Source organism: Actinoplanes sp. M2I2, from assembly GCF_023544445.1.
Lineage (GTDB): Bacteria > Actinomycetota > Actinomycetes > Mycobacteriales > Micromonosporaceae > Actinoplanes.
In genome coordinates this window covers 697,308-708,240 of the sequence record NZ_JALPVJ010000005.1, presented here as the reverse complement: position 1 = coordinate 708,240, position 10,933 = coordinate 697,308, and the positions used below count along the sequence as shown (strand labels likewise).

The window sequence follows — 10,933 nt, the reverse complement described above, 5'->3', positions numbered from 1 at the left end:
ACTCACCATCGACCCCCGACGCGACTACCAGCCCACCGGCCGGCCACCCGGACCCACCCCCAAAAACAAAACAGCCCGAACCTACGAAACGTAGGTTCAGGCTATTCCGATGTCCTGAGACATCACAATGGTGCCCCCGGTAGGAATCGAACCTACGACACACGGTTTAGGAAACCGATGCTCTATCCCCTGAGCTACGAAGGCCTGCGGCCCATATCGCACCGACCTGGGGATACCCGCGCGAGTGCCCGGGCAGCCGGTGGGTGCCCATCAGCGCCATTGGGTACGCGCAAGGGGTCACGCGATGGTTCGTGACACCAGTACCGCGGGATGCCGTCAGGCTTCACCCGGTGGCCCGGCGGACGGCCCATGCCGCCGTCGCCGTGGTGGCGCCTACGGCCGTGACGACGACGGCGAGGCTGAGCAGGGCGTACGTCGTCAGGTCGACCACGGGTACCTGCCCAGGCAGCAGCCCGGCGCTGACACCGAGCACGGCGGGGACGACGGCCGCGGTCCCGATCAGCCACGCGAGCGCCCCGGTGAGCAGTGACTCGACGAGCAGCATCCTGCTCAGCTGCCGGCGCGTCGTGCCGGTCCGGTGCAGCAGGACCAGCTCGGCATGCCGGCCCCCTGTCGTGAGCACCAGGGCGTTGACGGCCCCGAGGATGATGAAGACCAGGAGCAGGAGCAGCAGGAGCGTGGACAGCTGCTGTTCGGCGGCGTCGGGGCTGGTCGCGCCGGCGGCGTACTGCGCCGGGCTCTGGACCGTGTAGCCCAGGTCCCGGATGCGGTCGGCGGTCTGGGCCGTCGTCGCGTCGTCGGTGGTCGTGACGAGCAGGGTCGAGGGCGTGGCGCCGGAGCCCAGCGAGGTCGCGGTGTCCGGCGCGATCAGGTAGCCGCCCACCCCCAGTCCTCGCTCGTAGACGGCGACCACCTCCAGGGCGTGCTCGGCGCCGTCGTAGCGCACCGCGAGTGAGTCTCCCGTGCCGAGGCCGATCAGAGACGCGCTGTCCGAGCTGACGGCGACGGTGCCGGGTGCCGACAGCGCGGCCAGCGAACCGTCGGTGACGCTGGGGTCGAAGACGCTGCGCGGCACGTCGGCGGGCACGGTCCGCAGCGTGGTGCTCTCCCAGACCAGGATGTCGGGTTCCTCATAATCGGTGCGGACCTCGACCGGCACGTCGCTCAGGGGTGCCACTCCTGCGACTCCGGGCACCGCGGTCAGCTGCGAGGCCGCCGACGGAGCGCCGGTCACCACCAGGTCCGCGGTCACGGCAGCGCGCAGCTGCTCCTCGGAGGCCTGGCCGAGCGCATTGTCGACGCTGGTCTGGATGGTGCCGACGGACAGGGCCAGCGCCAGCGGCACGATAACAGTGGTCAGGCGGCGCGAGAAGCCACGGACGTTGTGCAGGGCGAGCCGGGTCGGGGCCCCGGTCCGCGCCCCGGCGAGCAGGACGGTCCGGCCGAAAGTCCGGGCTACCAGCAGCGGTCCGGCCAGCGCGACCGCGCCGATCAGGAAGAACGCCGAGAGGCCAGCTGTCTCACCGCCGACGCTCCCCGGCACCCAGAACGGCGTGAACGCGACGGCCAGGCCGGCCACCGCCGTGAGGAGCGCGAAGGCCTTGCGGATCGGCCCGATCCGCGGCGTCTCGACCGCCGAGCTGCGAAGGGCGTCGGTGGGCGGGATCCGCAGTGTCTCGCGGGTCGCAAGCCGACCGGCGAGCATGGCGGTGGGCACGAGCAGCGCCACGGCCGCCAGCACGGGCAGCGGGGACAGGGAGAGCTGGGAGCCGGGCGACAGCATCCCCGCGTCCTGCAGGAGCGGGTCGAACTGCCGGGCCAGCAGGACCCCGGGTGCAGCGCCCAGAGGCACGGCGACCAGCGCGACGAGCAGCACCTCGAAGGAGACCTGCTGCCGGACCTGGCCGCGGGTCGCGCCGACGGTGCGCATGAGGGCGAACTCCCGCCGACGGGCTCGCAGCGTGAGTGTCACCATAGCTGCGACGACCATGACGACCACGACAAGGGCGATGCCGGAGTACGACGACGCGAGCGCGACCAGCGTGCCACCTTCGACGCCCGCCTCAGCACGGGACCCGGACTCGAAGAACACCCCGATCAGCGACACCAGGGCCCCTGAGACAGCCAAGACGAGCGCGGTGCCCGACAGGCTGGTGCGGTGCGCTCGGGCGCCGGCGAGGGCGAGGGACCACATCCCACTCACCGACCCAGGGCGAGCATGCGCGAGGCGACCTGCTCGGCCGCCGGGGCGGTGACGTCGTCGACGACGAGCCCGTCGGACAGGAAGACGACGCGTTCGGCCGCGGCCGCCACGACGCTGTCGTGGGTGACGATGACGACGGTCTGGTTGAGCCTGCGTGCGGCGTCGCAGAGCAGCTCCAGCACCTGCTGACCGCTGCGGGAGTCGAGGGCACCGGTCGGCTCGTCCGCGAAGACCACCGAGGGGCGGGTCATCAGCGCGCGGGCGATGGCCACCCGCTGGGCCTGCCCTCCGGAGAGCTCGCCGGGCAGGCGGTCCTCGAGACCCGCGATGCCGAGGGTCCTGACGAGCTCCGCGAGCCAGGCGCGGTCCGCGGTGCGGCCGCCGAGAACGAGCGGGAGCTCGATGTTGGTGAGGACGTCGAGATGGCCGATGAGGTTGTAGGACTGGAAGATGAAGCCGACCTGGTCGCGCCGGAACCGGGTGAGGTTGTCGGGCGAGAAGTTGCTGGTGTCCGTGCCGCCGATCACGACCTGGCCGCGGGTCGGCACGTCCAGCCCGGCCGCGACGTTGAGCAGCGTCGACTTGCCGGAGCCGGACTGGCCCATCACCGCGGTCAGCGAGCCGCGCGCGAAGTCCAGTGACACGCCGCGCAGGGCGGCGACCGGTGTCGCGCCCTCGTAGGTCTTGTGTACGTCGACCAGTCGGACGGCTGGCTCGGTCTTGGAGGTGCTGATCCTGGGGGTGTCGAGACCTTTGACGTCGATGTCGCGAGGGGTGGGCATGGCGGTTCGCTCCGTGTCCACGAGGCGCTCAGCGGGTGACGGCCGGCGGGCCGGTCGGGAGGTACGTCTCGACCGGTGTGTCCAAGCCGGCCTTGCCCTCGCCGGCCAGCGCGTTCACACCGCGCTGGACGGGGGAGGTGCCGGCGTGGGCCGCGGGCGCGGCGCCGACGGTCACCAGGATGCGGGAAAGAACACGAGACATCGGGATCTCCTGTCGGAAGGATTCAACTCCGTGAAGTCTTCCGGCATTAGAAACGGTGTTTCCACAACACAGTCAAGCCGAGCGGCAGCATTCGACCCTGCTCCAGTACAAGGGTGGCAGGCAGCAGCCCGCCGCGGAAAAGTTCAATCCACTGAGACCACCAATTCGTCGCTATCTCAGTGGAACTGGTAGCGGATGGATGACCGCTGTCGTCGGCCGGCCGGAGCCGCCGGGTCACTCAGCCAGTCTTCTGGGCGGTAAGCACCCGACTCACTCGTAGCGGGGACATCGCGCGCAGCGCCCATTGCCGCGCGTTTAGAGTGGGTCGCTGACTCTCGCGAAGGGCGACGATGGCGAAGCTGGTCCTCTCTCCAGAAGAAGCGGTGCTTTGCGAGTTGGTCGGGGTCCGCACGTTTCTTCAAGCACGAGCAGTGCTGAGCGATGGGGAGATTGTCGACCCGGCCGTCGGTGGATCCGGTCAGGCGGTCGGCAAGGTCCGCGCCGGCGGGGAGGTGACCGCCGAGGTTGTCCCGGGTGTGACGCCCGCCCTGAGAGGTTCGTGCAGCTGCGCCGACGCGGAATGCGTACATGTCCTGGCGCTGTTGATCGCCGCCCAGCAGGAGGCCACGGTGAAGAAATCCACAGCGCCGGTCCAGCGGCAGCCGAAGGCCGGGCGATGGGAGTCCCAACTGTCCGCCTGGGTCCGTGACGTGGCGGGGCCGCAGCCGGTCCCGCAGCCTGTGGATCCCGGTATCGGGCTGCAGTTTGAGCTAGTGGACGCATACGTTTCACGGACGCGCAAGACCCAGCAGCGGATCTCGATGCGCCCGGTGCTGCCGGGCCGCAGGGGTTGGGTGCGTACGGGGATCAGCTGGCACTCGCTCGACTACGTCGGGGGCGGCTCGCCGGACCTGAAGCACCACCGCCGGCTGCTCACCGAGATCGTCAAGCTGTCCGGCTCCCATGCGCACTACTACGGCGGCAGCAACGCGAGCATCTTCCTCGACGAGTTCGGCAGTCGACGTATTTGGGACTTGTTGGCGGAGGCGCAGGAGTCCGGCCTGCCGCTGGTGGAATACGGCAAGGATGCTCGACCGGTGATCGTGGCGCGCCGCCCGGCGCGGGTGTCGATGCGAGTGGACCGGGTCGATGGCGATCTGTCGCTCCATGCCGTGGTGCAGGACGACGGCATGCCGGTCGAGCTGGAGAACGCGATGTTCATCGGCGAGCCGGCGCACGGCATCGCCTCGTGGGGTGTGCGCGGTGAAGCGGATCCGGCTGGGCGGGCCATGAGGCTGGCTCCGCTGGCCCGTCCGCTTCCGAGCTCGGCTCGTAAGGTCCTGACGGCACCGAGTATCCGGATTCCGGGCGACCACGAGGCGCGGTTCTTCGCCGAGTTCTATCCCGCCCTGGTCCAGCAAGTGGACGTCGTGCCGGCCGGGCCCGCTGTGAGTCTGCCCGAGGTGGGTGCTCCAACCCTGACAGTGACCTTGAGTGCCGAACGCCAGCAGCAGCTGCGATTGCGCTGGGAGTGGGTGGTCGAGGTCGGTGGCGGGCGGCATGGCGAGCCACTCTGGTCACCGACGCTTTCCGACGAGGGCGCCGATCTCCTTCAGCGGGTGGCTGACCTCGTGCCCGGCCTGCTCGAACCCGGCCCTCTGGGTCCACGACTCACCTCCGAGTCGGTGCTTGGCGGTGACGAGATGATCCGCTTCCTGAGTACGGTGGTCCCTGCGCTGGCCGAGCTCGGGGTGTCCGTGATCGAGCCCGACGACGGGTGGAACCTGCAGGAAACCGGGGCGGCGCCGATCATCACGTTCACCGGCGCCGCCGAGGCCGGCGAGCAGGATTGGTTCGACCTGTCAGTTCGCGTCGAGGTGGGCGGCGAGCAGGTCGACTTCGAGGCGCTGTTCGTGGCCCTTGCCCGGGATCAGGAGTTCTTGATTCTGCCCAGTGGTGCCTATTTTGGCTTGGATCGGCCGGAGTTCCAGCAGCTGCGCGATCTGATCACCGAATCGCGAGCGCTCGCCGACAGTCCGCCGGGTGTGCTGCGAGTTGGCCGGTTCCAGGCCGGGGTCTGGGACGAGCTGGCTGAATTGGGCGAGTTGGCCGGTCAGGCTGCGGATTGGCAGCGTACGGTGGCCGCGTTGTCTGACGGCGTGGCCCTCGACCAGCCGGTGCCCACCGAGGTGCACGCCGAGTTGCGCCCGTACCAGGAGGAGGGCTTCCGGTGGCTGGCCGCGTTGCACGACAACGGGCTCGGCGGCGTCCTCGCCGACGACATGGGTCTCGGTAAGACGCTGCAGGCGCTCGCTCTGCTGTGTCATGCCCGCAAACACGGACGCTTTCTGGTCGTGGCGCCGGCCAGTGTCGTGCACAACTGGGCGGCCGAGGCGGCCCGCTTCACTCCCGATCTCGAGGTCCGGGCGATCACCTCGACTGCGGCCCGGCGAGGAGTCGATCTCGCTGAGGCGGTGGGGCAGGCCGACGTTGTGGTTACGTCCTACACGCTGTTCCGCCTGGAGTACGACGAATACGCGGCAATGGACTGGGCTGGTCTGGTGCTGGACGAAGCGCAGTTCGTGAAGAACCCGCAATCGCTGGCATACAAGTGCGCCCGCCGTCTCCCGGCGCCTTTCAAAATCGCCATCACCGGCACGCCGATGGAGAACAACCTGGCCGAACTGTGGGCGCTGTGTTCGGTCGCGGCCCCCGGCCTGTTCCCCCGGCTCGATCGGTTCACCGAGTATTACCGCCATCCGATCGAGCGTGACCGCGACCACGAGCGGCTGGCCCAGTTACGCCGCCGGATCCGCCCGCTGGTGCTGCGCCGGCGCAAGAGCGAGGTTGCCGCCGACCTGCCGGCCAAGCAGGAACAGGTGGTCGAAGTTGATCTGTCGCCCGGTCATCGCAAGGTCTACCAGCGTTACCTGCAGCGGGAGCGGCAGAAGGTACTCGGCCTGCTAGGTGACATGGAGAAGAACCGCTTTGAGATCTTCCGCTCGCTGACGTTGTTACGGCAGGCCAGCCTGGACGTGGCGCTGGTCGACGAACGACACCGCGCAGTCTCCTCGACCAAGCTTGATCTGCTTGTGGAGCAACTCACCGACATCGTCGCGGAGGGCCACCGCACTCTGGTGTTCAGCCAGTTCACTCGCTTCCTCGGCAGCGCTCGCGATCGGTTGGAACAGGCCGGCATCGCCTGCACCTACCTGGACGGCACCACTCGCAATCGCAAGCGGGTGGTGGAGGAGTTCAAGACCGGCGCCGCGGGGGCCTTCCTGATCAGTCTGAAGGCGGGTGGGTTCGGCCTGAACCTGACCGAGGCGGACTACTGCATCCTGCTCGACCCGTGGTGGAATCCCGCGACGGAAGCGCAGGCGGTGGACCGGACCCACCGCATCGGGCAGACCCGCAACGTGATGGTCTATCGCCTGGTAGCGCGCGACACCATCGAGGAAAAGGTGATGGCCTTGCAGGCCCGCAAGGCCGAACTGTTCTCCGGCGTGATGGACGGCGGGGAGTTCTCCTCTGCCGGACTCACCGCGGCGGACATCCGCGAGCTTCTCGGTTAGGGGCGGGGGGTGTGGCCGCGACACCGTGCAGCCCCTCCGCCGGCGCCATGTCAGCCCAGACCGTGAGCTAGGAGCATTCCTGCAACTCGTTCAGCGCCCGGAATCCTGAACTGCTCGCCGTCCGGCAAAGGTTTCCTCGACGTTGTTCATCCCGCGCTAACGGCTCTCAGTAGTAATACGCGTGGGCGGTGGCCGGAGCCGTCCCGGCCCGCCGATAAGCGCGCATGATCGCGACGACCACCTGGTTGAACAACCGTTGGTTCACGCCCACGGCGGCGCCCGACGGCTCGCCGACGGCCGGGTCGAACAACAGATCGCCGATCGGTTGACCGCTGTCGTCGGCCGGTCGGAACCGCCGGGTCGGTACCTCGAAGGTCACGTAACCGGTCTGTTGGTCGGCCTCCCACCGGTAGAGCACCGACTCGCCGACCGGGTCGCCCTGCGCCCAGATTCCGATAGAGGCGGTCATGGCCGGCACCGCCCGATGTCACCGCGCACGTCAGTCCTTCCGTTGATAGCCGACCCCATCCCGCGCTGCGGCTTCAGGATCCCACGTGTAGCCCGCCTCGTTGGTGGCGGTATGTGCGCGGCCGTAGCTCGGGTCGCCGGTCCTGGCCATGTAACTCGACTCGAATTGTTCGTGCCGCAACAGGTCGATGTCGGCCGGATGTGGATTGCCGTCGGCGAGCCGTTGCCAAGCCTCGGCCATGCGGGGGTTGGCGTCGAAACGGGCCGTGATGTTGTCGCCGTACAGGTCAAGCAGATGCTCATCTCGGAAGACGTGATTCTTGATCGCGGTGATGTCTTCCGGGCTGAAGCCGTACTCTCGCGCGGTCGCGGCGACGGCCGGGACCTCGTCGTCGCTGGTCCGAAACGTGTCGTAGGCCCGGTCTGCCCATTCCGCCTCGAAGTCGATGTCGCCCCGCGGACGCCGCAGTTCCCCGCCGGTCTGTCGCACTGCGGATGTCGTGCCGGGCGTGGTCGCCAGCGGATCGGACCGGCCGAGCTGACGAAGTGCCGTCTTGAGGCCATCCAGTACGCCGGTCAACTCGTTCAGCTTGCCGCCGAGTCGTCGCAGACTGTTGAGCAGAGATCGAATGAAGCCTTGAATGCGGTTGACCCATTTGGCGACCAGGGCGGCGACCTGACCGATGACCACCGGGGCGCCGATGCCAAGAGTCAGCCCGGCCTCCGCCAACCACATGGGTAGGCGGGCAGCGAGGGTGGCCACGAACTGGGCGATCAGATCGCGGACGATGCCGCGGACCATTCCGACGAGCAGCCCGGCGCCTTCGACGGCGTGCGAGATTGCGTCGGATGCCTTGGCGATGCCGCCGAGGGCGTCCGCCTGCTGGGCGGCATGGCTGCGGTAGGCATCCCCGGAGACGCCGGTCCAGCCGCCTGTGTGTGACTGGACGGCGTCGGTGTAGCGCTGTTGGGTGGCCGCCGTTGAGTCGGCGACGTTGCGCCAGGTGGCAGCATGAGCGGCGATCTCGTCCGGCTTACCGGCCAGCCAGTCCAGGCTTTGCTGTAACGGCCGTACGTGCTCCATCAGCCAGCTGACACCCCAGGCCACCAGCGAGCCGAGCGGGTCGACGACCGTGCCGAGCAGGTCCAGGGCGCCGCCGACGCCGCCCAGGGTGCCGTCGACCCAGCTGTTGTCCTGGATGCCGTTGCTGATCTGTGCCGCGTCTTCGGCCAGACCGAGGCCGGTGTACCAGGTGGTCGAGCTGTGCGCCTGGGCGACCAGCGGGTTGTCGGTCATAGCGGAAGATCGAGGTGCGGGGTCGCTGCTGAGTTCACCTGCCGGGCGCTGGCGGCGTCGGTGGCGTTCATCCCTGTCGCGGTCGCCCGCAGTTTCGAGGAGGTCTCTCCGAGCGCGTCCATCGCGTCGTTCATCACCCCCGTGGCGCTGCCGAACAGGGGGCTCAGCAGGGCGGGTAAGAACTGGCAGAGCTGTCCGTACGCCTGGCTGTCCATGGCGACCTCGCCTGCCGCCGCGCGAGCCCGCGACATCTCATCGGACGCCTCATCCACGGCGCCGACGTGGCGTGTCACAGCCTCGGCGGGAAACTCCATACCCGCGCTCACCGGTCTTCCTCACGCTCGACAGTGGGGAAGCGGGTCTCGAACGATTGAATCACCGCGCGTCCCGTCTCGGTGTCTACGCCGACGGTGTCTTGGACCTGATCGGCCACCAGATTGGAAAGGGCCGCCTGGGCGCGCCGCATGACCGACATGATCTCTTCGGCGAGGCGGGGGCCAGACACATCGCGTACGCGGTCGTCGAGCTCAAGCCGTTCGATCTGACCGGCAGAACCCACCGTAACCCGAACCGCGCCGTCGCGGCCCTCCGCCGTACCGGTGAGCGCCGCTACCCGCCGCGAGAGCTCAACACTCTGCGCCGCTTGGGCGTTCACCTGCCCGACCCAAGTGTCCAGCCATTCCTCAGCAGCATCAACGCCGTCCACGGGCTCACTCCCATCGATACCCTTCAGGAGGCTATCGAGCCCTCGCTATCTGGATCTTCGGCTTCGACCTGGCGAGCCTTCCGCAGCGGCCATGCCGTCAATCGCGTGCTGCTGAAGGGGTGGAAGATTGCCGGCACGAACTGGGGCAACTACCCCCAGGTGCCGGAGTCGATCTGAACCGCGTGTCCTGCATCGGCTGCCGAGGCAAACCTTGGTCGTCTTCCACGTTGGAGTCCGCAGTCGTCGCGATCTGACCTCAGGAGAAGAGCTAATGGAGATCGAGTTCGAAGCACGATTTCTGGCGGTTGATACTGATGCCGTCCGTGACCGGGTCGCTGCTCAGGGTGGCGTGTGTGTCATGGACCGGACGTTGATGCGGCGCATCGTCTTCAAGAACGACGACATTGCCGAACGGGGCGGCTGGCTTCGGTTACGCGATGAGGGTCGGCGGGTCACGATGACTTATAAGCAGACCACCAGCGACACCTCTGCGATCGACACGACGCTCGAGGCCGAGATTCACGTCAACGACTTCGGAGCCGCCAAGTCGCTGCTCGAAGCGATGGGCTTTCAAGCCTTGCGATACCAGGAGAACTATCGCGAGGAATGGAAGCTCGGCGAGGTGACCCTCGACCTCGACACCTGGCCGGGCCTTCCCACCTTTCTCGAGGTCGAGGGGCCGGACGAAGCCTCCGTACGCGCCGCAGCCGTTGCACTCGGGCTGGACTTTGCGCAGGCCCGCTACGGCAGCGTCGACGAGGTGTACCTGGCCGTGCTGAACCGCGACATCCTCCGCGAGGAAACGCTCACCTTCGAGCGGCCCGTCTAGAAACCGCGGGCCAGTGCAGCCTCGATCTCGTTGGCGACCACCTGCGGCTCGTCCAGGGGCAGGAACGTCCGGCCGGTCGGAATCTCGACCAATGTCGCGTCCGAAAAGGCTTTCTGCAGGCGCCGCGCCAGGCTCATCTTGAAGAACGGGTCGGCGGCGCCCCAGATCAGGCGGACCGGCTTGGGAAACTGGTTGAGGCGGGTCGAGACGTCGAGCAGCTCCCGAGGGTCGATCTGGCGCAGGAAAGCGGCCGCGTCCTCGCGGATGGCGGTGTCGGCCAACAGCGGGGTGATCCAGCGGCGGGTCAGAGCCGGGTCGAGTGGGTCGCGGACCAGGCCGCCGTAGCCCAGCACTGAGTGGCGTAGGGCCTTCGGTCGTACGGTGGTCATCAGCGCTCGCAGGCGGGTCGGGTTGCGGCCGGCGGCGACGAGGAGGCCGAAGGGGGCCGGGGGGAACAGGTCGAAGGCGTCGCAGTTGGTGAGGATCAGGCGGCCTATGCGGCTGTGGTCGGTGTCGATGAGGAACTGGCACAGCGCGCCGCCGGTGTCGTTGCCTACCAGGGTGACGTCGGTCAGGTCCAGGGCGGCCAGGAAGTCGATGATCAGCTGGGCTATGCCGCGGGGGCTCAGGTCGGTGCCGGTCGGCCAGGGGATGCGGTGGGAGCCGAGCGGCAGGTCGGGGGCGTAGCTGCGGATGCCCCGGGTGGCCAGCGCGTCGGCGACCTTCGTCCACAGCTCGGCGTTGACCAGCAGCCCGTGCAGGAAGACGACCGGTGGTGCCGTGCTGGCCAGCGGTCCGGTGGCTCGGTACTCCATACGTCCTTGCGGAATGTCGATGACAGCCATGCCGG

General features: G+C 68.3%; 10 protein-coding genes and 1 tRNA gene. 2 read left to right on the top strand and 9 right to left on the bottom strand.

Annotated features, from left to right (window positions below; all coding sequences use genetic code 11):
• Positions 1-128 precede the first annotated feature (128 nt).
• The 4 genes from HJC40_RS14335 to HJC40_RS14320 all read right to left on the bottom strand — a co-directional run bounded on the left by HJC40_RS14335 (position 129) and on the right by HJC40_RS14320 (position 3,208).
• Positions 129-204, bottom strand: a tRNA-Arg gene (locus tag HJC40_RS14335).
• 139 nt (positions 205-343) lie between these two features.
• Entirely contained in the window at positions 344-2,215 is a 1,872-nt protein-coding gene (locus HJC40_RS14330) for an FtsX-like permease family protein (RefSeq protein WP_250001541.1), read from the bottom strand.
• A 5-nt stretch (positions 2,216-2,220) separates the two neighbouring features.
• Positions 2,221-3,006, bottom strand: coding sequence for an ABC transporter ATP-binding protein (locus tag HJC40_RS14325; RefSeq protein WP_250001540.1), 786 nt, complete (start codon positions 3,004-3,006; stop codon positions 2,221-2,223).
• 28 nt (positions 3,007-3,034) lie between these two features.
• Positions 3,035-3,208: a hypothetical protein gene (locus tag HJC40_RS14320; RefSeq protein WP_250001539.1), complete on the bottom strand. Its 174-nt coding sequence runs from the start codon at positions 3,206-3,208 to the stop codon at positions 3,035-3,037.
• A 350-nt stretch (positions 3,209-3,558) separates the two neighbouring features.
• Here HJC40_RS14320 and HJC40_RS14315 point away from each other — a divergent pair, with 350 nt between their 5' ends.
• Complete coding sequence (locus HJC40_RS14315) at positions 3,559-6,783, top strand: DEAD/DEAH box helicase (RefSeq protein ID WP_250001538.1); 3,225 nt, start codon at positions 3,559-3,561, stop codon at positions 6,781-6,783.
• 166 nt (positions 6,784-6,949) lie between these two features.
• Here the strand turns inward: HJC40_RS14315 and HJC40_RS14310 are convergent, their stop codons facing one another.
• Genes HJC40_RS14310 through HJC40_RS14295 form a run of 4 tightly spaced genes read right to left on the bottom strand, consistent with a single transcriptional unit; the run spans position 6,950 to position 9,254 of the window.
• Positions 6,950-7,252 (bottom strand): hypothetical protein, encoded by a 303-nt coding sequence (locus tag HJC40_RS14310; protein ID WP_250001537.1) that lies wholly within the window; start codon positions 7,250-7,252, stop codon positions 6,950-6,952.
• A gap of 30 nt (positions 7,253-7,282) precedes the next feature.
• Positions 7,283-8,548, bottom strand: coding sequence for a WXG100 family type VII secretion target (locus HJC40_RS14305; RefSeq protein WP_250001536.1), 1,266 nt, complete (start codon positions 8,546-8,548; stop codon positions 7,283-7,285).
• Positions 8,545-8,862 carry a type VII secretion target gene (locus tag HJC40_RS14300; RefSeq protein ID WP_250001535.1) on the bottom strand — a complete coding sequence of 106 codons (318 nt, stop codon included), beginning with the start codon at positions 8,860-8,862 and terminating at the stop codon, positions 8,545-8,547. Before HJC40_RS14300 ends, HJC40_RS14305 begins: the two co-directional genes overlap by 4 nt.
• An 8-nt stretch (positions 8,863-8,870) precedes the next feature.
• Positions 8,871-9,254, bottom strand: a complete 384-nt coding sequence (locus HJC40_RS14295; protein ID WP_250001534.1) for a YbaB/EbfC family nucleoid-associated protein — start codon at positions 9,252-9,254, stop codon at positions 8,871-8,873.
• A gap of 271 nt (positions 9,255-9,525) precedes the next feature.
• Between HJC40_RS14295 and HJC40_RS14290 the strand changes: the two genes are divergently transcribed.
• Entirely contained in the window at positions 9,526-10,083 is a 558-nt protein-coding gene (locus HJC40_RS14290; protein ID WP_250001533.1) for a class IV adenylate cyclase, read from the top strand.
• On the opposite strand, the gene HJC40_RS14285 is transcribed toward HJC40_RS14290, so the two are convergent.
• A complete protein-coding gene (locus HJC40_RS14285) occupies positions 10,080-10,928 on the bottom strand; it encodes an alpha/beta fold hydrolase (protein ID WP_250001532.1) in 849 nt (282 codons plus the stop codon). The two genes, HJC40_RS14290 and HJC40_RS14285, sit on opposite strands and share 4 nt — an antisense overlap.
• Between the last annotated feature and the right edge of the window lie 5 nt (positions 10,929-10,933).